This is a genomic window from Streptomyces sp. NPDC005141, assembly GCF_053599975.1.
Genome location: NZ_JBSFYW010000023.1, coordinates 22,698 through 47,802 on the forward strand (window position 1 = coordinate 22,698; position 25,105 = coordinate 47,802).

Here is a 25,105-nt window from a genome sequence, read left to right on the forward strand (position 1 = left end):
GATGGCCGCATGCTGAGCACCCTCCTCGCCTTCCTCGGCGCCTGCACGCTGATCGCCGCCTCGCCCGGCCCGAGCACCGTGCTGATCATCAAGCAGTCGCTGCGCAGCCGGCGGTCCGGCTTCCTGACCGTGCTCGGCAACGAGACGGGCGTCTTCGTGTGGGGCGCCGTCGCCGCCCTCGGCCTCACCGCGCTGCTCGCCGCCTCCGAGATCGCGTACGACGTCATGCGGATCGTCGGTGCCGTCGTGCTCGTCGGCTTCGGCGTCCAGACGCTGTGGCGGGCGCGTCGCGACAAGGGGACCGCCGACGGCGGCTGGGAGGGCCCGGAGAAGAGTGGCTGGGCGTCCTACCGGGGCGGGCTGCTGCTCAACCTCGCCAACCCGAAGGCGGCCGTCTTCGCGATGTCCTTCCTGCCGCAGTTCGTGCCCGAGGGCGCCCCGCACCTGCCCACCATGCTCGGCCTCGCCGCGCTCTGGGCGGTCTACGAGGTGGGTTACTACGGCCTGTACGTGTGGTTCGTCGGCCGGATGAAGGCCGTCCTGTCCCGGACGGGCGTACGCCGGCGCCTGGAGCAGGTCTCCGGAGGCGTCCTGCTGCTCCTGGGAGCCCGCCTCGCCCTGGAGAGCTGACCGGCGGGCAGGCACAACCGGCTCGCGCACACCCCACCGGAGGGGCAGGATGCTGCCGTAGCCCCCTGGGGGAACTCCGGACACACGGAGGCATGGATGACCACCGCCACACCCGCGCCCTTCACCGCCGGCGACTACGAGGCCCGTATGCGGCGCGCCGCCGACGCCGCGGCCGACGCCGGTCTCGACGGCGTCCTGGTCGCGCCGGGGCCCGACCTGGTGTGGCTGACCGGGTACCGCCCGGTGGAGACCGAGCGGCTCACCCTGCTGGTACTGCGGGCAGGACACGAACCGGCCCTCGTCGTGCCCACCCTGGAGGCGCCCGACGCGGCCAAGTCGGCCGGCGCACCCGCGCTGACCCTCCACGACTGGACCGACGGCACGGACCCCTACGAGGTGGCCGCGCCCCTCCTGGAGCGCGCCGGCCGCTTCGGGGTGAGCGACAACGGCTGGGCCCTGCACCTGCTCGGCCTGCAGAAGCGGCTCCCCGACAGCCGCTACACCGCGCTCACCGAGGCCATGCCGATGCTCAGGGCCGTCAAGGACCAGGCGGAACTGGACCGGCTCGCGGCCGCCGGAGCGGCCGCGGACGCGGCGTTCGAGGAGATCCGGAAGGTCTCCTTCGCGGGCCGCAGGGAGTCGGAGGTCTCCGGCGACCTCGCCGATCTGCTGCGCCGGTTCGGGCACTCCCAGGTCGACTTCACCATCGTCGCCTCGGGCCCCAACGGGGCCAACCCGCACCACGAGGCCGACGAGCGTGTCATCGAGCACGGCGACATGGTGGTCCTGGACTTCGGCGGCCTCAAGGAGGGCTACGGCTCCGACACCTCCCGCACGGTCCACGTCGGCGATCCGGACGACGAGGAACGCAAGGTGCACGACATCGTGCGCGAGGCCCAGGAGGCCGGCTTCCGTGCCGTGCGGCCCGGAGCCGCCTGCCAGGACATCGACCGCGCGGCGCGCGCCGTCATCAAGGACGCCGGGTACGGCGACCACTTCATCCACCGCACCGGGCACGGCATCGGCGTCACCACCCACGAGCCGCCCTACATGGTCGAGGGCGAGGAACAGCCCCTGGTCCCCGGCATGTGCTTCTCCGTGGAGCCGGGCATCTATCTGCCCGGCCGGTTCGGGGTCCGGATCGAGGACATCGTCACGGTGACCGATGACGGCGGACGCCGCCTCAACACCACATCCCGCGAGATGGTGATCGTCGACTGACGTGCGACCGTCGACCGCGCGGCAACCGCCTCGCCCCCGCACCCGGACGACAAGGGCGCGACCATGACCCAGACACCGGCACCGACCACGGAAACAGTCCGCCGACTGGTCCTCTCACTGCTCACCGACGACACCGCGGCGGGCCCGGGACCGGAGGTGCGGCCCGTCGCGGAGGAGGGCGGGCACTCCACCTGGTGGGTGGGCCGACGCCATGTGCTGCGGCTCACCCAGAACCGCGACGCCTCGCTGCGCCAACGCCGTGAGCTGCGGCTGCGCGACCTGGTCCGCCCGCTCATCGGGGTCGCCGTCCCGGTGAGTGTCGCGCGGGGCGAGTGGGCGAGCGGACTGAGTTACACCCTCGACACCAAGGTGCCCGGCGTCTCCGGCGAGGAGCAGGACGTCTCGGCCCTCGGCGAGGCCGACCTGGCGGGGCTGCTGACCGGGCTGCGCGAGGTCCCCGTACGCCAGGCCGAGACGCTCGGTGTGCCGCGCACCCCGCCGCGCTCCCTGGAGACCCTGCGGGCCGCCGCGATACGCGCCGCCGAGCGGCTCCCCGCCGAGGAGTTCGACCCCGCGCGATTCGCCCAGCTCGCCGCGCCCGCCGCCGTCCAGCTCGGCGCGCAGACCGGCGCCGCGGTCCTCGTGCACCACCACCTCTCGGGCGACCACCTCGTGGTCAGCCCCGACGGGCGCGTGCGGGGCGTCCTCGACTGGACCGACGCGGTCCTCGGCGATCCCGCCGAGGACATCGCCGGGCTCGCCGCGGCCGTCGGCGCCCCCGCGGCCGTACGCGCCGCCACGCTCGCCGGATACGGCGCCCGCCCCTGCCTGCGCGGCCTGTGGCTGTCCCGCTGCGACACCGTCGTCCGGCTCGCCGGCCGCCGTCGAGGCCGCGCCCGCGACGACACTCCCGTCCCGCTCCTGGAGGCCCGGCTGCGGCGCGCCTGGGAGTCGATCCTGCTGGAACGGGTCACGGATCTGCGGGACGGACCGGACGACGTGCCGTAGGGCGCGGGGGGCGGGCGTCCGCCGGCGCGGGAGTGCGTGGGGTCCGCGCGGGTGCCCGATGCCCGTACGGAGTGGCCGACGTGGGGCGGGGAGCGTCTCGGCTGCGGCGCCGGCGCGCCGCACGAGCGCCCGCGCCGAGCGCGCCCCGGACGACCCTTGCGCCGAGCGCGCCCCGGACGACCTTTGTACCGAGCGCGCCCCGCGTGGGCGGCTGCGCCGAGCGCCTCACGCCTGTGCCAGCACCACGCACGACTCGCCCGGCACGTTCAGGACCCCGTCCGCGCCCGGTGCTTCGACCGGGTCCCAGGCCGCGAGGACCCGCGCGCGGCGGATGCCGAGGGGGATCGCCGTGGGGTCCTTGGACAGGTTCACGGCGACCCGGACGTCCCCGCGCCGGACGGCGAGCCAGCGGGCGCCCGGATCGTGGGCGACCCTGACCGCCGCGAGATCGGGGTCCGAGAGGTCGGCCTGACCGTGCCGCAGGGCGATCAGTTCGCGGTACCAGGCCAGCACGCGCGCGTGCGAGGGCGCCTCGGGCTCCGACCAGTCGAGACAGGAGCGGTCCCGGGTCGCCGGGTCCTGCGGGTCCGGGACGTCCTCCTCGGCCCAGCCGTGCGCCGCGAACTCCCGCCGCCTGCCGCGCCGTACGGCCTCCGCGAGTTCGGGGTCGGTGTGGTCGGTGAAGAACTGCCAGGGGGTGCCCGCGGCCCACTCCTCGCCCATGAAGAGCATCGGCGTGAACGGCGCGGTCAGCGTCAGCGCCGCCGCGCAGGCCAGCAGCCCCGGGGAGAGGGAGGCCGAGAGCCGGTCCCCCTGGGCGCGGTTGCCGATCTGGTCGTGGGTCTGCGCGTAGCCGAGCAGCCGCTGCGCCGAGACGCGCGCACGGTCGAACGGGCGGCCGTGATGCCGTCCCCGGAAGCTGGAGTACGTGCCGTTGTGGAAGTAGCCCGACGTCAGCGTCTTGCTCAGCGCCGCGAGCGGAGCGCGGCCGAAGTCCGCGTAGTAGCCCTGCGTCTCACCGGTGAGCGTGGTGTGCAGCGCGTGGTGGAAGTCGTCGTTCCACTGGGCGTGCAGCCCGAGACCGCCCTCCTCGCGGGAGGTGATGAGCCGCGGGTCGTTCAGATCCGATTCGGCGATCAGGAAGACCGGCCGGTCCAGGTCGCCGGCGAGGGCGTCCACGGCCGTCGACAGCTCCTCCAGGAAGTGCAGCGCACGGGTGTCCCGCAGCGCGTGCACCGCGTCCAGGCGCAGTCCGTCGATCCGGTAGTCGCGCAGCCATGCCAGCGCGCTGCCCACGAGGTACGCGCGCACCTCGTCCGAGCCGGGCGCGTCGAGGTTCACGGCGGAGCCCCAGGGCGTCTGATGGGTGTCCGTGAAGTAGGGCCCGAACGCGGGAAGATGGTTGCCGGAGGGGCCGAGGTGGTTGTGCACGACGTCGAGGACGACTCCCAGGCCGAGTTCGTGCGCCCGGTCGACAAAGCGCTTCAGCGCCTCGGGGCCGCCGTAAGGCTCGTGCACGGCCCACAGGGAGACACCCTCGTAGCCCCAGCCGTGCCGGCCGGGGAACGGGCACAGCGGCATCAACTCGACGTGTGTGACGCCTAGTTCCGCCAGATGCCCGAGCCGCTCAGCCGCGGCGTCCAGCGTGCCCTCGGGCGTGTACGTACCCACATGCAGTTCGTAGAGCACCGCGCCCGGCAGTGCTCTGCCGGGCCACTCGGCGCGCCACGCGTACCGCCCCTGGTTGACCACCGCGCTCAGTCCGTCGGGGCCGTCCGGCTGCCGGAGCGAGCGGGGGTCGGGCAGCACGGGGCCGTCGTCCACCGAGAACCCGTACCGGGTCCCCTCCTGCGCGTCCGCGTGGCCCGTCCACCACCCGGCACGCTCGGGATCGCGGTCCAACGCGCTCGTGACACCCGCGCAATGGAGTGTCATCCGGTCGGCCTGCGGCGCCCACACTTCGAATCGCACAGACGGTTCCCCCTTGTCGGCTCGCCGTGACATTGGCCCGTCCATGGTGCTTCACCGGAGATCAATTCGCTTTCGGATCCACCCTTTTGCCGCGTGTTCGTCGCCCTTTGGCCGCGTGAACGGCTCCACTCGGCCCCTCGCACCGTTTCGGGCTCTTCTGGACACCCCGTCGTTACTGCCCGACAATCACCATCGTGACGTCGTCCTTCGAGTTCCACACGTACCCCGCGCGGCTGTCCGACGCGGAGCGCGACCGGGCGCTCAAGTCCCTCCGCGACGGCGTCGCCCTCGGCCGCCTCTCGCACGACACGTTCATCCGCCGCATGGAGCTGGCACTGGCCGCCCGCCGGTCCGACGAGCTCGCCGTGCTCACCGCGGACCTGCCCACCGAGCGCCGCTGGTCGAAGCTGGTGTTCGGCACCGTGGAGGCCGTCTCCGGCTTCACCGTACGGCTGCGCAGGGCCTGGCAGGCCGAGCGCCTGCCCAAGCTGCAGCTGCCCAACCCCGGCAACCCCTACCCGCTCCGCATCGGCCGGGACCCGGCCAGCGGGCTGCGCCTCAACCACGAGACGGTGTCCCGGGTGCACGCCGAACTGAGCCGGCAGAGCGGCGTGTGGGTGCTGCGCGACCTCGGCTCGACCAACGGCACGACCGTCAACGGACGGCGCGTCATCGGCGCGTCCGTCGTGCAGGACGGCGACCAGATCGGCTTCGGCCGGATGCTGTTCCGCCTCGCTTCGGACTGAGCCCCGCCATCGCGGAGGACGCCCGGCCGAGTCGTGGTGCCGAGGCGGGCGGCGTCCGGCGTCCGGTCGGGCCGTGGTGTCGCGGCGGAAGGCGTCCGGTCAGGCGCGGTGCACCCGGCAGTGTGTCGGTCCCGGGGCGTGGTGTGTTCCCCGGGGAGTCCCCGCGTTCCGGTTCCCGCCCCGGACCGGCGTCCACCCGCCGATCTCCGCAACATCCCTTGCGTCCCACGGTGTTGACGTACCCCCGGAGCCGTGACTGACTGTGTGTACACCATGCACATCAGGTGAACCGACGGCACCGTACGAGTGGAGGTGTGCCCTGCCGCCACTCGTGCGCTACCCGACCGTGGACGAACTCGGCGTCCGCGCCGCCGCGCTCGTCGCCCGGCACCCCGACGCCGCCCGGCTGCGCCGCGTGGGCACCTCACGGGCGGGCACGCCGCTGTGGCTCCTGTCCGTCGGACACGGCAGCCGCCAGGCCCTCGTCGTCGCCGGACCGCACGCCAACGAACCCGTGGGCGGTGCCACGGTCCTGCGGCTGGCCGAACGGGCACTCGCCGACCCCCGGCTCACCGAGGGCGCGGACGCCACCTGGAACCTGCTGCTCTGCCTCGACCCGGACGGCTCGCGCCGCAACGAGGCCTGGCTCCGCGGCCCGTACACCCTCGGCCACTACTTCCGGCACTTCTTCCGGCCCGGCTTCCTGGAACAGCCCGAATGGCTGCCCGAGGGCGCGGACGGCACCGTCCTGCCGGAGACCCGCACCCTGCTCGGCCTCCAGGACGAGCTGAGGCCGTTCCTCCAGTGCTCCCTGCACGGCGTCGACGTCGGCGGCGCCTTCGTCGAGCTGACCCGCGACCTGCCCGGTCTCGCCCAGCGCGTCGCGCACAGCGCGGCCCGCCTCGGCATCCCGCGCGAACTCGGCCCGTACGACACCCTGTACTGGCCGGCGCTCGGCCCCGCCGTCTACCGCGTCCCGCCGCCGCGCAGGGGAGACCTGGCCGCCGCCATCACTGAGGCCGCGGTCGAGTCCACCTGGTTCCACCCGCAGCCGCACGGCACGGTGACGGCGATCGTCGAGGCACCCATGTGGGGTGTCGGCGCCGTCGAGGACCCGGCGCGCCCGGCCGATCCCGACGCGGTGCTCCGCTCCGTCAGCCGCACGCTGCGGCACGACACACGGCTCCTGGAAGGCATTCTGGCCCGCGTGCGGCCCGGCCTAGGCAGTTCGCCGGACGTGACCTGTCTCCTCGCGCCCGTCGACGACTATTTACTGGTCGGCCCCGGACTCGCCGACTCCTGGGATCCCGACGTGCGGGACGCCGGAGCGCGCGCCCTGCCGCCGCTCGACACCGCCCGGCTCACGGCTCTGCGCCTCGCCGGACGCCGGGTCGCGCTGCGCACGGCCGGGCTGCTGCACCAGCTGGTCACCGCCTCCGGGCACGACCCGTGCGACGCGCTGCCCGAACTCGACCGGCTGATCGACGCGTGGTGCGCCGACTACCGCGACGGCTGCGGGGCCCGCTGGATACCGGTCGCACGCCAGGTCGAATACCAGGCGCGGGTGGTGCTCGCCGCGTTCGACCTCGCGGGGCGCCGCGCGGGTGCGCGTTCCCGTTCGGGTGACCCGGACTGGGGTGCGCAGGCCACGGTGCCGATGCACCAGGAATGAAGAAGACCCTCTCGGCGCTCCGCGTCGCCCTGCTCGTACCGGTCGCGCTCCTCCTGGCGGGCGCGCCCCCGGCCGCCCGCGCGGCATCCGGCGAGGAACGGTCCGGCAACTGGCTCCGCCTCGGTGTCACCCGGGGCGACGCCCGCTCCAGCGACCCCCGCGGCGTCCTGCTGCTCTGCGACCCGCCCCAGGGTCACGCCCGCGCGACCGAGGCGTGCGGGCAACTCCGCGCCGCCGGGGGCGACATCGGCCGCATTCCGCCCCGGCCCGGCGCCATGTGCCCGATGATCTACGCGCCGGTGACCGTGTCGGCGTACGGCGCGTGGGACGGCCGCCGGGTCGACTACACGCACACGTTCTCGAACTCCTGCGCCATGGGAGCCGAGACGGGTGCGGTGTTCGACCTGCCGAGCTGAGTCAGGCGGCGGTGTCGCGGGCGTGACGGGCGGCCGCCATCACCGTACGCGCCTGGTGTTCGACCTGGTTCTCCAGCGGCACCCAGCGTGCCCGGAAGCGCTCGGCGAAGGCGTCGCTCCAGTCGGCCACCAGCTGTTCGAGATGGGGTGCCTCGCGGTCGCCGGCCTCCTGGAGGACGCGCAGCAGCATGGACGCGGCCCGCAGCGGGATCCGCCGGCCGAACGCGTCCACGCTGCCCACGTACGCCATCGTCGTGTCCGGAGGGGGCGCCTGCGACCAGTCCGCGGCGAGACCCGGCACGAGCCCCAGCGCCCACTTCGCCGCCCGCAGAAGGGGCCCGTCGGGTCCCGGCAGTCGTGGCAGGGCCCGCCCGAGCACCGCCTCCACCTGGAACGCGTCGGTCAGCAGCCGGTGCGCCAGGCGCCGCATCGCCGCCGCCGGGGCGGGGTGGGGCGCCGGATCGTCCACCAGGTCGCTGGCCCACATCGGCACCTCGACAACGGCCGTCAGACCGCCGTACCGGTGGGCGTGGTACCAGGTGCTGTGCCGGGCGTCGTCCGGCATGCTCGGGTACGCCGCGTCCGAGCCGGGCGCCGGCATCACATGCACCCCGGGACCGGAAGCGGGCCAGCCCGCGGCGTCCGACGCGGCCGTCTCGACCGGGATGCGCAGCTCCGCCGCGGACTTCGCGAACGGCTCCGCGAGCCCCGGGATGTCCTTGGTCAACTGCACCCAGCTGCCGCCCAGATCGGTCCCGTGCAGCGTCACCTGCAGGTAGGGCCGCAGCTCGTCGATGACCCGGGTCAGCGCGCGGGTCTCCGGCGGCAGACGGTCGGGCGGCAGGACGGAGGGCGACCACTCCGGCTGCTCGGGTCCGGCCGGACGGAAGAAGCCCAGATGGTAGTCGAGCAGGGTGCGCGGCGCGGGCGTCACATGCAGGCTCGCCCCGTCGGGGTCCGCGCAGAGCAGAAAGTGCCAGGAGGTGTCTCTTCGCAACTCCCGTCGGCGCAGCACGCGTTCGGCCAGCGACAGCAGCGTCGAACCGCCCGTCGGTTCGTTCGCGTGGGCCCCGGCCACCACGAGGACCGCGCGCCGGGCGTGACCGACGGACAGCAGGTGGAGGGGCCTGCCCGCGCGGGAGGTGCCCACTTGTCTCAGGACGCACAGGTCGGGTCGGTGGGCCGCCAACGCCCAGGCGGACGAGACGATTTCGGTCACACTGGGATAGCGCAACTCCGGCAGGTGACTCACCCCCGACTGGTCCGCCCTGCGTCGCTTTTGGCAGTACTCCACGGTCTCGGGTAACTGTCAAGGACGCGACGGAGCGGCTCCGCGGAGCGCAGGGTGGCATTTTCCCCTGGCAATGGACCGTCGCGGATGCGCCGGTTTCCCGGGTCCGGTGCGGACCGCACCCCCGGGCCTGCGGAGAACCGGGGGAGGGGCTCGTGGACGGAAGCCGGGGAAGGGCGGCAGGCGCCCGCGCGCGCCACGCGCGGGCGAGCCGGTGCCACGTACACGATTCACCCGTACGGGTGTACGGGAACTGCGGTCCCGGCCAGGCGGTGGTCGACTCGGAACAACCGCGCGCGGGTCCGGCGCGCAGACCCGAGGTGGTGGCCCGCGGTGCTGTGTCCTCATGGCCTTCCCGGCGAAGGCCGCCCGTCGGCGAAACCCGCCGGCCCACCGGTCGTCGGCCCGCCCCCGCCCCCGTCCGCGCCGTGCGCGCCTCCCCCGTCCCCCGCGGGTCCGCCGCCGCCGGGCTTCCTGACCGGGCACCTCTCGCCCGTCGCGGGTCCGCCGCCGAACCCGTACACGTCCCTGTCCCTCTCGCCGGTGACCCCGTTCGCGCCCCCGGGCCCCTCGTCCGAGGCGCCGTACCTGCCCCCGCGCGTGCCGTCCGCGCGTGCGACCGTCCTGCCGAGCCTGCTCGATCCCGGCACCGAGCGCGACCCCCACCCGCTCTACCGCACCCTGCGCCGAGACTTCCCCCTCGTGTACGACGAGCCGTTCGGCGCCTGGCTGATCAGCAGGTACGCCGATGTCCGCGCCGCACTCGCGGACCCGCGGCTCGTCCCGCCCTCGCCCGGACCCGCACCGGCCCGCCGGGAGGACGGCACGCCCGGCACCCACCGGGCCCACCTGTCCCCGGCGTTCCGTGGGCGCGCGCTGGCCGCCCTGGAATCGGGGGTGGAGCGCACCGCGTACGTCCTCGCCCGCCGCCTCGCGTCCCGCAGGGAGGCCGATCTCGTCGCCGAGTTCTGCCAGTGGCTGCCCGCCGCGGCGGCCGTCGCCGCGCTCGGGCTGCCCTACGAGGACACCGCGCGCGTGCACGCCTGGTGCCGCACGGGACTCGACCACCTCGGCGGCCACCTCCCCGGACTCGACGCCTACCTGCGCCCCCATGTCGTCCGCCGCCGTGCCCACCCCGGAGACGATCTGCTGTCCGCGCTGTGCGCGGTCCGGGCCGACGGCCGTCCCCTGCCGGACGAGGCCGTGACGGGTCTGGCCGGGGCGGTGCTGGGCGCCGCCGGCGAGACGACCGCACGCGCGCTCGCCTCGTTCCTCGCCAACCTCCTCGACCATCCGGGCCAGTTGGACCTGATCCGGACCCGCCCCGAGCTGACGGGCGGCGCCTGGGCCGAGTCGCTGCGCCGCGATCCGCCGCTGCAGATCGTGCCGCGCCGGACCCTCGAACCGATCGGCCCGATTCCCGAGGGCGCCACCGTGGCGTGTCTGCTCGGTGCCGCGGGCCGCGACCCGGCACGGTTCGCGGACCCGGACCGCTACGACGTCTTCCGCACCGACCCGGGTGAACTCGCGTACGGCTCGGGACCGCACTTCTGCCTGGGTGCCCCGCTGGCCCGGCTGACGGCGGAACACGGTCTGCGCGCCCTGCTGAGCGTCCTGCCGGACCTCCGCAGGGCGCCGGGACCCCGGCCTCCCGCCGAGGGTCTGATCAGCCGCTCTCCCCGGACCCTGCCGGTGCGTCTGCGCTGACGCGCTCCAGCAGCACGACGGGCGACCTCCCGAAGAGGTCCGCCACGCGCGCGTGCCCCGTGAACTCCCGCTCCGGCGAGTCCGGCGAGAGCAGATCGGCCCACCGTCCCTCGGGGAGCGCGAGACGGGTGTCGCGCCAGCCGCCGGCCTCCGCCAGCAGCAGCGACAGCCGGGTGACGGCCGTGATCACCTCTCCCGACCGCACGAACGCCGCGCAGTGCGCGGCTCCCGGGCCCTCGGCCGGCAGCGGCGCGTACGTCGCCGCGTCGCCGAAGACGCCGGGCCGCCGGGCGCGGAGCCGCAGCGCGGCGGCCGTGAGCGCCACCTTCTCCGCGGACAGGTCCCGCGGCGCGAACGCCCCCCGGTTGTCCGGGTCCACCAGCGCCCGGTACTCGTCCTCGGTGCCCTGGTACACGTCCGGCACCCCGGGCATCGTCAGATGGACGAGAGCTGCCCCGAGGACGTTCGCCCGCACATGCGGTGCCAGGGAGGCCCGGAGGGCGGCCACCCGCCGGCCAGGGGCCCCGCACGGCCCCTCGGTGACGAACGTCGCCACCGCGTCCTCGTACGCGGGATCCCGCTCGGTCCAGGCGGTGTGCGTTCCGGCCTCCCTGATGTGCTTCAACAGGGCGTCCCGGACCCGCGCCTCGTAAGCCGCACCGGCGCCTTCGCCCCTGCCCTCGCCCCCGCCCCTGCCCTCGCCCCCGCCCCCGCCCCCGCCCCCGCCCTCCCGCTCGTGCCCACCGCCGTCGTCGGCGGGTCCGAGACCGAACACGGTCTGCCAGGCGGCCCATGCCACCTGCGGGTCGGGCATCCCCGCCCCGTCGTGGGCCACCTCGGCGAGGACGTCGGACCAGCGCTCCGGGCACTGGGTGAGGACCGAGACGGCGGCGCGCACGTCGGCGCTGCGCTTCGTGTCGTGGGTCGACAGGACGGTTCCGGTGGCGGGCCAGTCGCGCTGCACGCGCGCGCAGTAGGCGTGGAAGTCCTCCGGGGACACCGCGGGGCTGCCCGGGTCACCGCCCACCTCGTTCGCGGACAGCAGCGGCACATAGCGGTAGAACGCGGTGTCCTCCACGGACTTGGCCCGCAGCGCCGACGAGGTCTGCGCGAACCGGGCCCGGAACTCGGCCGCCTCGGGCCCGTCACCGCCCCGCCCGAGCACCAGGTCCCGTACGACGTCCACGGCATGCGCCTCCTCGGGCACCCTGAACGCGGCCCTGGCCTCGTCGGCGGCCCGCTCGGTCACCACCAGGGACGCGTCCGTGGACGGATAGGGCCGGTACACCTCCAGCCGGACCAGGAGCTCCCGCAGCGCGGCGCCCAGGGCCCAGGGGGCGTGGTCGCGCAGGGCCGGATCGAGGGACGCGGCGCACAGGGCGCTCACCGCGCGCGTGAGGCGCTCCACCTCGGTGGCCAGCTCGTGGGTGACCACCTTGTACGCCGCCCGGCGCACCGTGCTCTCCCAGTGGCCGCCCCGGTCGGCCTGCGGGCCCGCGAACCGCCGGTAGCGGCCGAGGAGCCGGCTCGCGCCCGCTTCGTCCGTGAAGAGGCCGTCGACGTGCCGCAGCGCGTCGTAGCCGGTGGTGCCCGCCACGGGCCACGCGGGCGGGAGCGGCTCACCGTCCGCGAGGATCTTCTCGACGACCGTCCAGCGTCCTCCGGTCGCCTCGTGCAGCCGGCGCAGATACGCGTCCGGGTCCGCCAGACCGTCCGGATGGTCGACGCGGAGTCCGTCGATCACACCGTCGTCGAGGAGTTCCAGGATCTTCGCGTGGGTCGCCGCGAACACCTCCGGGTCCTCGACCCGCACGCCGATGAGCTCCGAGATGCTGAAGAAGCGCCGGTAGTTGAGGTCCGTGCGGGCCAGCCGCCACCATGCCGGGCGGTACCACTGGGCGTCGAGGAGCTGGGGCAGCGGCAGCTTCCCGGTGCCCTCGCGCAGCGGGAACACGTGGTCGTAGTAGCGCAGTATGTCGCCGTCGACCTTCAGGTGGCCGATCTCGGCGCCGAGGCGGTCCCCGAGCACCGGCAGCAGGATCCGGCCGCCCTGGGCGTCCCAGTCGATGTCGAACCAGCGCGCGTACGGCGACCCGGGCCCCTCGCGCAGCACCTCCCACAGGGCGTGGTTGTGGCGCGGGGCCATCGCCATGTGGTTCGGCACGATGTCCACGACGAGGCCGAGCCCGTGCTCCCGCGCGGTGCGCGCCAGGGAGCGCAGCCCCTCCTCACCGCCCAGTTCGGCCCGTACGCGCGCGTGGTCCACCACGTCGTAGCCGTGCGTGGAGCCGGGGACGGCCTCCAGGACGGGTGACAGGTGCAGGTGGGAGACGCCGAGCGAGGCCAGATAAGGCACGGCGGCCTCGGCGCTCCGGAAGGGGAACTCCGGCTGGAGCTGCAGGCGGTACGTGGCGGTCGGTACGACGGGAACAACCGGGCCGGGGACGACCGGGTCCGCGATCGCCGGTTCGGGACGCTCAGGTGTCATGGGAACCTACGTACCCGCCCGGCCCGATTTCCTGTCATCGGCGCACGCATATGGGCACGCACGGCGGCCCGGTCCGGTGGCCCGGCCGAAGGCGCGGTCGCAGAGGCCCCCGCCCCGCGCGCGTGCGCCCCACGACGGAAGCCCGCGCGCGCGTGCCACCGGACACGAGCCGCCCTAGGCGGGCCGCTGCAGCACCGTCATGCTCCGGTCGACCAGGGTCAGCCGGTCCCCGGCCGCGACCTTCGCGCCCGTACCCGGGGCGACTCCCTCCGGCTGGGACGTGTCGACGACGACCTGCCACTGGCGGCCGTGATCGACCGGTACGACGAAGTCCAGGGACTTCGGCGAGGCGTTGAACATCAGCAGGAAGGAGTCGTCGGCGATCCGCTCGCCGCGGGGGCCCGGCTCGGAGATCGCGTTGCCGTTGAGGAAGACCGACAGCGCCCGGGCCTGCGCGGAACCCCAGTCGCGCTGGGTCATCTCCTGGCCCTCCGGGGTGAACCACGCGATGTCGGAGAGCTCGTCGTGGGTGCCCTGGACGGGCCGCCCGTGGAAGAACCGCCGCCGCCGGAAGACGGGGTGGTCCCTGCGCAGCCACACCATCGCGCGTGTGAAGTCCAGGAGTTCGGAGCCGTCCTCCGGCCACGGCACCCAGGCCAGCTCGCTGTCCTGGCAGTACGCGTTGTTGTTGCCGCCTTGGGAGCGCGCGAACTCGTCGCCGTGGCTGAGCATGGGCACGCCCTGGGAGAGCATCAGCGTGGCGATGAAGTTGCGCTGCTGCCGGCCGCGCAGCGCCAGCACGGTCGCGTCGTCCGTCTCGCCCTCGGCGCCGCAGTTCCAGGAGCGGTTGTGGCTCTCGCCGTCGCGGTTGTCCTCGCCGTTGGCCTGGTTGTGCTTGTTGTTGTACGACACGAGGTCGTGCAGCGTGAAGCCGTCGTGGCAGGTCACGAAGTTGATGGAGGCGAGCGGGCGGCGTCCGTCGTCCTGGTACAGGTCCGACGAGCCGGTCAGCCGGGACGCGAACTCGGCCAGCGTGCGCGGCTCACCGCGCCACATGTCCCGCACGGTGTCGCGGTATTTGCCGTTCCACTCGGTCCACAGGGGCGGGAAGTTGCCCACCTGGTAGCCGCCCTCGCCGACGTCCCAGGGTTCGGCGATCAGCTTCACCTGGGAGACCACCGGGTCCTGCTGGACGAGGTCGAAGAACGACGACAGCCGGTCCACCTCGTGGAACTGCCGCGCCAGGGTGGCCGCGAGGTCGAAGCGGAAGCCGTCCACGTGCATCTCGGTGACCCAGTAGCGCAGCGAGTCCATGATCAGCTGCAGCACGTGCGGGGAGCGCATGAGGAGGGAGTTGCCGGTGCCCGTGGTGTCCATGTAGTAGCGGGGGTCGTCCGCCAGGCGGTAGTACGAGGCGTTGTCGAGGCCCCTGAAGGAGAGGGTCGGACCCAGGTGGTTGCCCTCGGCCGTGTGGTTGTAGACCACGTCGAGGATGACCTCGATGCCGGCCTCGTGCAGCGCCCGGACGGCCGACTTGAACTCCAGGACCTGCTGCCCCCGGTCGCCCCAGGAGGCGTACGCGTTGTGCGGGGCGAAGAAGCCGATGGTGTTGTAGCCCCAGTAGTTGTTGAGCCCCATGTCGACCAGACGGTGGTCGTTCACGAACTGGTGTACGGGCATCAGTTCCAGCGCGGTGACGCCCAGTTCCGTCAGGTGTTCGATGACCGCCGGGTGGGCGAGGGCCGCGTACGTGCCGCGCAGCTCGTCGGGGAGCGCCGGATGCAGCATGGTCAGGCCCTTCACGTGGGCCTCGTAGAGCACGGTGTGGTGGTACTCCGTACGGGGGCGCCGGTCGTCGCCCCAGTCGAAGTACGGGTTGACCACGACCGACGACATGGTGTGCGGCGCCGAGTCGAGGTCGTTGCGCTTGTCGGGCGACCCGAACGGATAGCCGTACACCTCCTCGCCCCAGGTGACGGAACCGGCGATCGCCCGCGCGTACGGGTCGAGGAGCAGCTTCGCGGAATTGGCACGCCGCCCGCGCTCCGGTGCGTACCGGCCGTGCACCCGGAAGCCGTACCGCTGTCCGGGCATGATGCCGGGCAGGTAGGCGTGCCGGACGAACGCGTCGGTCTCGCGCAGTTCCACGGCCGTCTCCGAGCCGTCGTCGTGCAGCAGACACAGCTCAATACGGTCGGCGGCCTCCGAGAAGACCGCGAAATTGGTACCGGCACCGTCGTACGTGGCACCGAGTGGATATGCCTCTCCAGGCCAGACCTGCATGGATATGACTCTTCCAGTAGTGCCGTGCCCCTGGGGGCGAGTCCGAGCCGAGTCTCCCCGAAAGTGATGGAACCTCCTATGACTTACATCCCTCTTACCCCATGACCAGGCATACCTCGTATGCCGAACCAGTGGGACTCGAGCGACTCCTGAAAACGCGGGGGGAGTGGGGGAAATGTGCGCAAGATAGTGCACCGCCATCTGGGCAAGGTGGTGGCGGGTGCGGCCATCGCGGTGGCCGGGACGGCCGTGATGGTCGGTATCACCCTTCCGGGGTCGGCGGGGGCCGACGAGCAGGGTGGGGGCCTGGCCGCCGGCACGACCGCGCAGGAGCGGGCGGCGCAGCGGGAGCAGGGCGGAGCGGTGCGGCCCGGCGTCGTCGAGCGGGCTCCGGCCCAGGGCGAGAAGGGCAAGGGCCGTGACCCGCTGACCGACGACGAGATGAAGCGCGTCGAGCGGATCGCGGTGAACCGGCAGTTGTTCAACGCCACCGAGAACGTCGAGGGTGAGCGTGGTCCGCAGCGGATCGGCGTCGATCTCGCCGAACCCGAGACGGCCGAACTGGACGACCCGAACGCGCCGCGCCGCGCCGACGTCACGTTCTACGACTACAAGGACGACACGCTCGTCACCAAGACCGTCAACCTCGACACCGGGAAGGTCGAGAAGACGGGCACCCAGCACGACGTGCAGCCGCCGATCAGCCGCGACGAGATGACCGAGGCGGCCGAACTGCTGATCGCCGACCCGCTCGGCGCCGGCCTCAAGGCCGACTTCAAGGACGCCACCGGCAAGGAACTCGCCTCGCCCGACCAGCTGATGCTCAACAGCATGGTCTACCGCGCGACGCCCGGCGCCCAGCCCGCCGTCCTCGACGCCTGCGGCGAGCACCGCTGCGTACGGCTCTTCCCGAAGGTCAAGAACGGGCCCTGGATCGACAGCCGGGACCTGGTGATCGACCTGAGCGCCCGCAAGGTCGGCAAGCTCGGCTGAGCGCCGCCCTCCTCTCCTTCCCACCTTCACTGCTTTCCGCAAGGAGTCACTTCTTCATGCGCGTCAACAGAAACAACCGTGCCCGCAGCCGGGCGGCGGCGGGCCTCTCGGTGCTCGCCCTGGCCGCCGGCGCGACGACGGCCGCAGGACCGGCCGTCGCCCAGCCGAAGGCCGCTCCCGCCCCGGCCGCCGACTGCAGCGCGGCGTACCGGATCGAGCAGAAGCTCGCCACCGGCACCACGTGGCGGATGTGCTGGCACTACGAGAGCGAGGCCGGGCTCGTCCTGGAGGACATCTCCTACCAGCCCCCCGGCGAGGCCGCCCCGATCAAGGTCCTCAGCAGCGGCAAGCTCGCCCAGATCGACGTCCCCTACGACGACGGCTCGGTCGAGTACAGCGACCTGACGGGCGCCGGCTTCGGTCAGGGCCTGGTCGACATGGTCCCCGCCGAATGCCCCGGCGGCGCCATCAAGACGGTCAAGGTCCCCGACGCGTGGGACCCGCAGCACGCGAACGTCAAGGGCCTGTGCACCACGACCCGTACCCGCGGTCACGCCTACCGGATGGAGGCCGACACCGGGAACAAGGTCTTCCAGAAGCAGGGCAAGGACCTGCTCGTCTACACCGTCAACAAGGTCGGCTGGTACGAGTACATCACCGAGTGGCGCTTCCAGGACGACGGCACCGTCAACATGAACGTCGGCGCCACCGGCAGCCTCTCGCCCGGTGACTACGACGCGGGTGACGGCCGCGGCTGGCCGCTGGGCAAGGGCGCCAAGGACTACGCCACCAGCCACAGCCACAACGTCTTCTGGCGGCTCAACTTCGGCCTGGACGGCTCGTCCAAGGCCAAGGTCGAGCAGTACGACTCCACGGTCAGTCCGCCCGCGAGCGGTGCCGAGGCGCCGAGTAACAAGACCAAGGTCACCAAGGTCACCAAGGAACTCGCGGGCGACGCCAAGAACATGCGCTGGTGGCGCCTCGTCAGCAACTCCGGCAAGAACAAGGACAATCACGCCCGCAGCTACGAGCTCGTCCCGGGCGCGACCACCAAGTACCTCGGCCGTGCCTTCACCAAGCACGACGTCTACTTCACCGAGTACAACAAGTGCGAGCAGTTCGCCAGCGACAACCTGCGCAACTGCGGTGCCGGGCACGGCAAATCCGTCGACAAGTGGGTCGGCGGGCAGACGCTCACGCACCCCGTCGTCTGGGTCAACGTGGGCTTCCACCACATCGCACGCGACGAGGACCAGCAGCCCATGCCGGTCCACTGGCAGGGCTTCTCCATCGCCCCGCGTGATGTCACCGCTATGAATCCGCTCACTCCGCCGGAGCTGGCGGACCAGAACGGGCATGTCGAACCAAGGTAGTTGGGAAACGACCTGTGCATCGGGCTGCACCGCTCGCCGCTCCCGGAGTACCCTTCCTTGATCGTTGATTGGGGCCTGGCCCCTGGGGAGTGCTCGGGGGAGCGGAAGGCGGTGCGCGGGTGGGCTCGGGAGGGCTGGAGTTGCCTCCTGGTGACGAGGGTCACGAGGGGAACTCCACAGATGTCCCGCCCGGCGCGGTGTCCCTGGCGCGGCCGATGGAAATGGGATCCATTGGACCGGAACTGGACTGGGGCGCCGACGCCTGGCGCGAGGTGCGTACGCGCGCCCAGCGAGCCGGGCGCGCCTACATCTGGCTGAACCTGGTCGAACAGCGGCTGCGCGCGGTCGTGGCCGCTGTTCTCCGTCCCATTTACGAACCCGTCCACGGCGACGACTGGGTGGTCGCCGCCGCGGGTCCCGCCGGGCAGGAGTGGGTGCAGCGCGCGGTCGCCGTCCGCGAAGTCAGCCGCCGCAAGGGGTATTTGCTCGACCCGGCCGACGACAATGTGCTCAGTTTCCTCACCTTGCCCCAGCTGCGCGAGCTGATGGTGCAGCACTGGCCGTGCTTCGAGCCCTACTTCGACGAACGCAGGGACGTCGAACTGGCCCTGGACGAGCTGGAAGTGACCCGGAACGTCGTGTCGCGCAACCGCGCTCTGTCCGAGGCCGTGCTGGGCCAGGCCGAGCGGGCCGCGTCGAAGCTCCTGGAGATCCTCGGCGCCGGGAGCGATGTGCCCTCCGCCCGTCGGCTGCCCGTGGACGCCGTCGAGGACCTCGTGGGCGACCGGTACGCGGACGTCGTCGGGGTGCACTCCGACCGGGTGCGGCTGCTGCGCCAGTTCCCCGCAGAGGACCTCTTCGGCGGATCCCGCCGGCTCGACGCGATCGGCATCGGCTTGAACCTGCTGGTGCAGAACTTCTCCGGACGCCGGCTGGTCCGCCTCGCCGAGTCCGGGTGCAGGACGCGGCTGCTGTTCCTGAACCCCGCGTCCAGCGCCGTCAAACGGCGGGAGCGTGAACTCGGCATCAGGCGCGGTGAGTTGAGCCGTGCCGTCGAGATGAACATTCTGCACATGCGACGGGTCCGGTCCAGGCTGCGCGACCCGGACGCCTTCGAGATCCAGGTCTACGACGAGACGCCGCGCTTCACCGCCTACCTCGTGGACGGGGACGGCTCGGACGGCATCGCGGTCGTGCAGTCGTATCTGCGCCGGACGCGCGGCATGGAGGCGCCGGTCCTGGTGCTGCGCGGCGGAAGCCGGCTCGTCAAACCGGACGAAAGCAATGAAGAGGGACTCTTCCCCACCTATCGCGAGGAGTTCGAGGTGGCTTGGGCCGATTCGCGGCCTGTCTCCTGAAGGGCTCTCCCTCCGGTCGAGCGGAACGCGGTCCTCGGATTGTCAGTGGCTCATGGGATCGTGGAGACCACTGGGGGAAAGCACCACGAAGAAGGGGGGCCGCCCATGGGCTGGCACCGGGAGCTGCTGATCGGCTTCGACCTGGAGACGACCGGGACCGATCCGCGCGAGGCGCGCATCGTCACGGGCGCCGTGATCGAGGTCAAGGACGGAGAGCCGGGAGGACGCCGCGAGTGGCTGGCCGATCCGGGCGTGGAGATCCCGGTCGACGCCGTGGCGGTGCACGGGATCACCAATGAGCGGGCGGCCACCGAGGGCCGGCCCGCCGACGAGGTCGCCGACGCGATCGCGGGCGTCCTCGTCACCTACTGGCGGACCGGCGTCCCTGTCGTCGCCTACAACGCGGCCTTCGACCTCACGCTGCTCTCCGCCGAACTGCGGCGTCACGGACTGCCGTCGCTGCGCGAGCGGCTCGGCGGCATCGACCCGGCCCCCGTCATCGACCCGTACACGATCGACCGCTCCGTGGACCGCTACCGCCGGGGCAAGCGCAACCTCGAAGCGGTCTGCACCGAGTACGGAGTGGTCCTGGACTCCGCCCACGACGCCTCGGCCGACGCGCTCGCCGCGGCCCGGCTCGCCTGCGCGATAGCCGGCCGCCACCCCAAGGTCGCGGCCCTCGGCCCCGCCGAGCTGCACCGCCGCCAGATCGACTGGTACGCGGAATGGGCGGCCGACTTCCAGAGCTTCCTGCGCCGCAAGGGCGACGCGGACGCGGTGGTGGACGGCACCTGGCCACTGCGGGACCTGGCGGACGACAGAGTCTGACCCGACCCGCGCACACAGCCCGCCGCGGCACACGGTGCCGGGATCACCGGGCCCCGCCCGGAGCGGATGCGGCGCGTGACCGGGAGCGGGGGAGCGGCCACCGGAGGCCACGGGGAGCCGACACCGGGGCACGTCCCTGGCGGGTGCCGGGGCGTACACGGGAGTCCGCGCCGGGTCGGGACCGGAGGACTCGCGATCTCGGCCGGTGGGAGCCGACACCGGGGCACGTCCCTGGCGGGTGCCGGGGCGTACACGGGAGTCCGCGCCGGTCGGGACCGGAGGGACTCGCGATCTTCACCCGGTGGGAGCCGGCACCGGGGCACATCCCTGGTGGGCGCCGGGTGCAGGGGAGCCCGCGCCGGGTCGAGACCGGGGGACCCGCGATCCTCGCCGACGAGGCGGCCGTCGGCGTGGAGGGCGATGCCGTCGGTCTCGGGGCCGACCGGGCGTCAGGTCAGAACGGGTACCAGCGCACCGTCTCGTCGCCGTCCCGCAGGGACGCCACCCTGCGTTCGAACTCCGCCAGCGCCTTGGGGTCGGCCGGCGCGTGCTGGGCGACCCAGGCGCAGCTGGCCGTCTCACGGGCGCCCCGGAGGACGGAGCAGCCCTCCCACGCGCGGACGTCCCAGCCGTACGCCGCGGTGAAGGAGTCGTACGCCTCGGCGGGAAGCCCGTAACGGTCGCGGGAGAGGGCCATGACCACCAGGTCGTGCTCGCGCAGATCGGCGGAGAAGGTCTCCAGGTCGACCAGGACCGGTCCGTCCGGGCCGACATGGACGTTGCGGGGCAGCGCGTCGCCATGGATCGGGCCCGGTGGCAGATGCGGGGCGAGCGCGGCGGCGGCCGCGGCGAACCCGTCGCGCCGCTCCCGCAGATACGCCGCGTCCACGGGGTCGATCGCGTCGCCCGCCAGACGCAGCCAGCGCTCCACACCGCCGAGGAGTTCGCGGGGCGGCAGGGTGAAGGAGGGTGACGGCAGCGCGTGCACGATCCGCAGCAGGGCGGCCAGATCGCGCGGCTCGGCGGGACGGACGGGCTCGGGCAGCCGGTGCCACACCGTCACGGGGTGACCGTCGACCAGCAGCGGCTCCGGCTCGGCGGCCCGCACGGCGGGGACCCCCGCCCCGGCTAGCCATACGGCGATGTCCAGCTCCCGGCGCGCGCGATCGAGGAGTTCGGCATCGCGCCCCACCTTGACGACCAGGTCGGCGGCGGCGAACACCGCGTTCTCGCCGAGGGCGAGGAGCGACGCGTCCCGCGCCGGCCCCGGCAGCACCTTCGCCGCGGCCAGTACGTCCCGCGCCCGTGCCTCGTCCATCGCTCGCCTCCGTGTCCTCGCGCGCCGCCCGCGCTGCCCTCGCGTACGACGGCGTGGGGTTCACGCCATCCGTCGGCCAGTGTCCCATTCCCACAGGTCGGACCCGGTGCGTGGTGCCCTGAGCCGCGCGGTGCCGCCCGGCGGGTCGTGATGCCGGAGGCGCCGGCCGGTCCTGCGCGAAGCGGCCGCGGTACTGGTCGGCGGGCCCGGGGCGGTTCGGCGGCCCGACGGCAGCCGGTCGCGGATGTCGCCAGGGGAACGGCATGTGAGGGAGGCGGATCCCAGCGAAGCGGAACCGCGCGGCCGAGGGCCGCAAAGGGGGGCAGGGGGCCGCCGGAATGTCACCGTCCACGAGTCCCGCGACGCCCTTCCGTCACGGTTGCGCCCAGACAGTGAAGTCCTGGCGCACGTTGAATAACGGTCGGGTCATTGCATAACGCTCGGATAACGCAGGGCCTGCCGGGAAATCCCATGGACTCGGGTTCTGATTGGACCGTTACCCCCCTGAAAAGGTTGCACGCGGGGGATCTTGTAACTCAGGTAAGGGGATTCCTAGCGTGAGGTTAATTCCAGTCGAACATCAGGAAGTTGACCCATGCGACTCATACGTCGAGACATTCCGGACCTCGCCGAGGTACGGCGCATCACGGAGAAGAAGCGCGACGCGTGGTGGACCGTGCTGCTCGTCGACCCGGTCGCCACACCGCTGGTCAGGCAGCTCGCCATGCGGACGAGGGTCACGCCGAACCAGATCACCTGGGGCGCGTTCCTGCTGGGCCTGGTCTCGGCGGCCTTCTTCGCGCTCGGCGACTGGCGCTGGCTCGTCGCGGGTGCGGTCGTCTATCACGTCAGCTTCATCTTCGACTGCATGGACGGCAAGCTCGCCCGGCTCACGGGTCAGGGCTCGGTGTTCGGCGCCTGGCTGGACTTCGTCTTCGACCGCATCCGGGTGGCCGTGTGCGCGATCGCGCTGATGGCCGGGCAGTATCACCGCAGCGGGGAGACGCTGTACATCTGGCTGGCCCTCGCCGTCGTGGGACTCGACACCCTGCGCTACATCAACTCCCTGGAGATCTTCAAGATCCGTCACTCCATGCGGAAGCAGATCAAGTCCCGGCTCCGGGAGGCGCGCCGTGCCGAGAACCAGGCCGAACTGGCCTTCATGGAGGACCTGCTGCGCGACAACCCCGAGGCCGACATCGAGCAGGACATGGGCAGGGCCGAGGCGGCCGCCGGGGCGGAGGGCGCGACGACCGTTCCGTCGCCGCAGGTCATCGATCTGCAGCGGGAGTTCCGCAGCCGCTTTCCGGCCTATCTGCGGATGCGTTCTCTCCTGTTGCGGCACCGGATTCGCCCCCACCTGGTGAGCGGAATCGAATTCCAGATGGGTGCCTTCATCATCGGTCCGCTTCTCGACGCCGTCCTGGAGGCGACCGTCGTCTCCGGGGTCCTGCTTCTCGTCTTCGAACTCGCCATCATCTACAAGCTTCTGCTGTCCACCCGGGATTTCACGCGCACGATCAACTCGTTCGAGCGCGACGCGGTGACCAAGGCCGCCTGAGCCCCCTCTCCGGGTGGACGGCATGGTGGCCGGGGCGGCACACACCCCGGCCACATACGAGGTTCGCCGTACGGGCGTGGGTCACTCCAGCCCGGGATGGGGCCCCGCCAGCACGCTCGGCCGGGACACGAACGCCGCCTCGGGGCCGAAGCGGGAGTCGAGGGCGTCCGCGAGGTCGTTCAGCGCGCGGGGGCAGTCACCGTTGAACGAGGAGCCGTGCATCACGGCGAGTGTGGCGGGCCGCAGCTCCGCGAGCGAGCGCAGCGTGGCCGTCGTCGCGGTCAGGCACGAGATCTGACGGAACAACTCCTCCGCCTCCAGGCAGAGTTCGACGAGACCGTCGGTGGTGACGGCGGGCCCGTTCCCCAGGTGGGTGAACAGGTCACCGCAGAACAGGGTGCGGGTGTGCTCCTCGAAGAGCAGCCGAGCCTCCCAATTGTGGGGTACGTGCGGGGTGTCGATGTTGCGGACGACCCGCCGCACCTCGTGGCCGCCGATGTCGAGACGCTCTCCCCCGCCCATCGGCCGCGGCGGCCGGGAGACCAGGTCGTTGAGCGTGACCAGGCAGCCCAGGGTGTTGTGCGCGACCTCGGCGTGCTGGGCCTCGGCCAGGAACTCGTTCACCGCGCCGCACTCGTCGGCCTCGACATGCCCGAACGTGATCCAGCGCAGCCGGTCCACCGGCATCACGCGCGCGATGGCCTCGGAGACCGACGGGAACAGGGCGCGCATCCCGGTGTGGAAGAGCAGGGGTTCCTCCGCCGCCACCAGGAACTGGTTGAAGGTGAATCCCGCCGGCGGGGCGATCTCGGGGACGTGGGTGGAGATCCGGTAGATGCCGTCGGCGATCTCGTCGAGACGCGTCTGCACGGTGAGCCGTCCCTTCGTCGCGGTGGCCCCGCTCTCCGTAGTACCCGATCCCCAGGTGGGCCGCGACCGCTGGTGCCTATCCGCTGGACGAGACGTATCGTCTCGCTTAACCTGAGTGCATGACCACGCGACCCGCCCATATCGCCATGTTCTCCATCGCCGCCCACGGCCATGTGAACCCGAGCATCGAAGTGATCAGGGAACTCGTCGACCGCGGCCACCGTGTCACGTACGCGATTCCGCCCGCCTTCGCCGACCGGATCGCCGAGGCCGGCGCGGAGCCGAAGCCGTGGAACTCGACGCTGCCCACCGACGACGATCCGGACGCGTGGGGGACCGAGCTGATCGACAACATCGAGCCGTTCCTGACGGACGCCCTGCAGGCCGAGCCGCAGCTCGCGGCGGCGTACGCGGGGGACGAGCCGGATCTGGTGCTGTACGACATCACCGCCTATCCCGCCCGGGTGCTCGCCCATCGCTGGGGCGTCCCCATCGTGCAGCTCTCACCGAACCTGGTGGCCTGGGAGGGCTATGAGGAGGAGGTCGGCAGGCCGCTGTTCGAACCGCTCAAGCAGACCCCACGCGGCAAGGCGTTCTACGAGACCTTCGCCGGCTGGATCGCAGAGAACGGCATGGACCTGAGCGTCGAGGACTTCATGGGCCGCCCCGACCGCTGCCTCGTCCTCATCCCGCGGGCCCTTCAGCCGAACGCCGACCGCGTCGACGAGCGGCGCTACTCCTTCGTCGGGGCCTGTCAGGGCGACCGTGCCGCGCAGGGGGAGTGGCAGCGCCCCGCCGGTGCCGGGCGGGTGCTGCTCGTGTCACTGGGTTCCAGCTTCACCAAGCAGCCCGCCTTCTACCGCGCGTGCGCCGAGGCCTTCGAAGACCTGCCGGACTGGCATGTCGTGCTGCAGATCGGAAAGTTCGTCGACCCGGCGGAGCTGGGCGAGCTGCCCGGCAACGTGGAAGTGCGCCCGTGGGTGCCGCAGCTCTCGGTCCTCCGGCAGGCCGACGCGTTCATCACCCACGCGGGCGCGGGCGGCAGCCAGGAGGGACTGGCCACCGGCACGCCGATGGTGGCCGTACCGCAGGCCGTCGACCAGTTCGGCAACGCCGACATGCTCCGGACGCTCGGCGTCGCCCGGTACCTCCCCATGGAGGAGGCCACCGCCGCCACGCTGCGCGAGGCCGTCCTCGCGGTGGCCGACGATCCCGAAGTGGCGCGCCGGCTCCGGGAGATCCGCGAGCGGATGGCGCTGGAGGGAGGCCCCCGGCGGGCCGCCGACCTCATCGAGGCGGAACTGCGCGCGGGGACCTGAACCGCGCGCGAAGGGCCCGTCGGCCCCCTCCCCGAAGGAGGAGACCGACGGG

Annotated in this window: 19 protein-coding genes; 13 read left to right on the forward strand and 6 right to left on the reverse strand. The window is 72.5% G+C overall.

Features of this window, described 5'->3' with window-relative positions:
• Positions 1–9 precede the first annotated feature (9 nt).
• The 3 genes from ACWD68_RS19755 to ACWD68_RS19765 all read left to right on the forward strand — a co-directional run bounded on the left by ACWD68_RS19755 (position 10) and on the right by ACWD68_RS19765 (position 2,859).
• A complete protein-coding gene (locus ACWD68_RS19755) occupies positions 10–630 on the forward strand; it encodes a LysE family translocator (protein ID WP_451807704.1) in 621 nt (206 codons plus the stop codon).
• Between the two features lie 96 nt (positions 631–726).
• Entirely contained in the window at positions 727–1,851 is a 1,125-nt protein-coding gene (locus ACWD68_RS19760; RefSeq protein WP_451807705.1) for an aminopeptidase P family protein, read from the forward strand.
• 63 nt (positions 1,852–1,914) lie between these two features.
• Positions 1,915–2,859, forward strand: coding sequence for an aminoglycoside phosphotransferase family protein (locus tag ACWD68_RS19765; RefSeq protein WP_451807706.1), 945 nt, complete (start codon positions 1,915–1,917; stop codon positions 2,857–2,859).
• A 225-nt stretch (positions 2,860–3,084) separates the two neighbouring features.
• On the opposite strand, the gene treZ is transcribed toward ACWD68_RS19765, so the two are convergent.
• Complete coding sequence (gene treZ, locus ACWD68_RS19770; protein WP_451807707.1) at positions 3,085–4,830, reverse strand: malto-oligosyltrehalose trehalohydrolase; 1,746 nt, start codon at positions 4,828–4,830, stop codon at positions 3,085–3,087.
• Positions 4,831–5,024: 194 nt separating this feature from the next.
• Between treZ and ACWD68_RS19775 the strand changes: the two genes are divergently transcribed.
• The 3 genes from ACWD68_RS19775 (at position 5,025) to ACWD68_RS19785 (ending at position 7,664) form a co-directional block, all read left to right on the forward strand.
• Positions 5,025–5,576, forward strand: a complete 552-nt coding sequence (locus ACWD68_RS19775) for an FHA domain-containing protein (RefSeq protein WP_451807708.1) — start codon at positions 5,025–5,027, stop codon at positions 5,574–5,576.
• A gap of 331 nt (positions 5,577–5,907) precedes the next feature.
• The gene (locus tag ACWD68_RS19780; protein ID WP_451807709.1) at positions 5,908–7,248 is read left to right on the forward strand and encodes a M14 family zinc carboxypeptidase; all 1,341 of its coding nucleotides are present in this window, start codon (positions 5,908–5,910) and stop codon (positions 7,246–7,248) included.
• Positions 7,245–7,664, forward strand: coding sequence for a subtilase-type protease inhibitor (locus tag ACWD68_RS19785; protein ID WP_451807710.1), 420 nt, complete (start codon positions 7,245–7,247; stop codon positions 7,662–7,664). The genes ACWD68_RS19780 and ACWD68_RS19785 overlap by 4 nt, the downstream gene beginning before the upstream one ends.
• 1 nt (position 7,665) lies before the next feature.
• Here ACWD68_RS19785 and ACWD68_RS19790 read toward each other — a convergent pair whose 3' ends face one another.
• Complete coding sequence (locus ACWD68_RS19790) at positions 7,666–8,916, reverse strand: M14 family zinc carboxypeptidase (RefSeq protein WP_451807711.1); 1,251 nt, start codon at positions 8,914–8,916, stop codon at positions 7,666–7,668.
• A 582-nt stretch (positions 8,917–9,498) separates the two neighbouring features.
• Here ACWD68_RS19790 and ACWD68_RS19795 point away from each other — a divergent pair.
• On the forward strand, positions 9,499–10,662 hold the full coding sequence (locus ACWD68_RS19795) for a cytochrome P450 (RefSeq protein ID WP_451807712.1): 1,164 nt from the start codon (positions 9,499–9,501) through the stop codon (positions 10,660–10,662).
• On the opposite strand, the gene treY is transcribed toward ACWD68_RS19795, so the two are convergent.
• Positions 10,622–13,150: a malto-oligosyltrehalose synthase gene (gene treY, locus ACWD68_RS19800; RefSeq protein WP_451807713.1), complete on the reverse strand. Its 2,529-nt coding sequence runs from the start codon at positions 13,148–13,150 to the stop codon at positions 10,622–10,624. The genes ACWD68_RS19795 and treY overlap by 41 nt on opposite strands.
• A gap of 174 nt (positions 13,151–13,324) precedes the next feature.
• Positions 13,325–15,433 (reverse strand): glycogen debranching protein GlgX, encoded by a 2,109-nt coding sequence (gene glgX, locus ACWD68_RS19805; protein WP_451807714.1) that lies wholly within the window; start codon positions 15,431–15,433, stop codon positions 13,325–13,327.
• A gap of 177 nt (positions 15,434–15,610) precedes the next feature.
• Here glgX and ACWD68_RS19810 point away from each other — a divergent pair, with 177 nt between their 5' ends.
• The 4 genes from ACWD68_RS19810 (at position 15,611) to ACWD68_RS19825 (ending at position 19,985) form a co-directional block, all read left to right on the forward strand.
• Positions 15,611–16,426 (forward strand): Tat pathway signal sequence domain protein, encoded by an 816-nt coding sequence (locus ACWD68_RS19810; protein ID WP_451807715.1) that lies wholly within the window; start codon positions 15,611–15,613, stop codon positions 16,424–16,426.
• 56 nt (positions 16,427–16,482) lie between these two features.
• Positions 16,483–17,799: a copper amine oxidase gene (locus ACWD68_RS19815; RefSeq protein WP_451807716.1), complete on the forward strand. Its 1,317-nt coding sequence runs from the start codon at positions 16,483–16,485 to the stop codon at positions 17,797–17,799.
• Between the two features lie 119 nt (positions 17,800–17,918).
• Positions 17,919–19,157, forward strand: coding sequence for an SAV2148 family HEPN domain-containing protein (locus tag ACWD68_RS19820; protein ID WP_451807717.1), 1,239 nt, complete (start codon positions 17,919–17,921; stop codon positions 19,155–19,157).
• Positions 19,158–19,262: 105 nt separating this feature from the next.
• Positions 19,263–19,985, forward strand: coding sequence for an exonuclease domain-containing protein (locus ACWD68_RS19825; protein ID WP_451807718.1), 723 nt, complete (start codon positions 19,263–19,265; stop codon positions 19,983–19,985).
• Between the two features lie 454 nt (positions 19,986–20,439).
• Here the strand turns inward: ACWD68_RS19825 and ACWD68_RS19830 are convergent, their stop codons facing one another.
• On the reverse strand, positions 20,440–21,303 hold the full coding sequence (locus ACWD68_RS19830) for a phosphotransferase enzyme family protein (protein WP_451807719.1): 864 nt from the start codon (positions 21,301–21,303) through the stop codon (positions 20,440–20,442).
• 595 nt (positions 21,304–21,898) lie between these two features.
• On the opposite strand from ACWD68_RS19830, the gene ACWD68_RS19835 reads away from it, so the two are divergent.
• Entirely contained in the window at positions 21,899–22,864 is a 966-nt protein-coding gene (locus ACWD68_RS19835; RefSeq protein WP_451807720.1) for a CDP-alcohol phosphatidyltransferase family protein, read from the forward strand.
• Positions 22,865–22,945: 81 nt separating this feature from the next.
• Here the strand turns inward: ACWD68_RS19835 and ACWD68_RS19840 are convergent, their stop codons facing one another.
• Positions 22,946–23,734 (reverse strand): MBL fold metallo-hydrolase, encoded by a 789-nt coding sequence (locus tag ACWD68_RS19840; protein ID WP_451807721.1) that lies wholly within the window; start codon positions 23,732–23,734, stop codon positions 22,946–22,948.
• Between the two features lie 119 nt (positions 23,735–23,853).
• On the opposite strand from ACWD68_RS19840, the gene mgt reads away from it, so the two are divergent.
• Positions 23,854–25,053: a macrolide-inactivating glycosyltransferase gene (gene mgt / locus ACWD68_RS19845; protein ID WP_451807722.1), complete on the forward strand. Its 1,200-nt coding sequence runs from the start codon at positions 23,854–23,856 to the stop codon at positions 25,051–25,053.
• The last annotated feature ends 52 nt before the right edge of the window (positions 25,054–25,105 follow it).